The 647-nt window shown below is 65.4% G+C and carries 1 protein-coding gene; it reads right to left on the bottom strand.

What is annotated here, in order from left to right:
* Position 1 precedes the first annotated feature (1 nt).
* Positions 2 to 647: EF-Tu C-terminal domain-related protein (locus tag NKI47_RS35035; protein WP_352596426.1), on the bottom strand; the 646-nt coding region annotated here is incomplete at its 5' end.

Here is a 647-nt window from a genome sequence, read left to right as displayed (position 1 = left end):
ATTACTCTTTGATGGTGACGACGATGCCGGCACCGACGGTGCGGCCGCCTTCACGGATGGCGAAGCGCAGCTTCTCTTCCATGGCGATCGGCACGATCAGCTCGACATCGACGGTGATGTTGTCGCCCGGCATCACCATCTCGGTGCCTTCCGGCAGCGACACGATGCCGGTCACGTCCGTCGTGCGGAAATAGAACTGCGGACGGTAGTTGGTGAAGAACGGCGTGTGGCGGCCGCCCTCGTCCTTGGTCAGGATGTAGGCTTCGGCAACGAACTTCTTGTGCGGCTTGACGGTGCCGGGCTTGGCCAGGACCTGGCCGCGCTCGACGCCTTCACGGTCGACACCGCGCAGCAGCGCGCCGATGTTGTCGCCGGCCTGGCCCTGGTCGAGCAGCTTGCGGAACATCTCGACGCCCGTGCAGGTCGTCTTGGTGGTCGGACGGATGCCGACGATCTCCAGCTCCTCGCCGACCTTGACCACGCCGCGCTCGACGCGGCCGGTCACCACCGTGCCACGGCCCGAGATCGAGAACACGTCCTCGATCGGCATCAGGAACGGCTTGTCGAGCGGACGCACCGGCGTCGGGATGTAGGCATCGACCGCAGCCATCAGTTCGCGGATGGCGTCCTCGCCGATCTTCTTGTCG

It is taken from the genome of Mesorhizobium sp. M0633, assembly GCF_040320645.1.
Classification (GTDB): domain Bacteria; phylum Pseudomonadota; class Alphaproteobacteria; order Rhizobiales; family Rhizobiaceae; genus Mesorhizobium.
The sequence above is the reverse complement of the archived record's forward strand: the minus strand, read 5'-3'. Positions and strand labels throughout refer to the sequence as shown.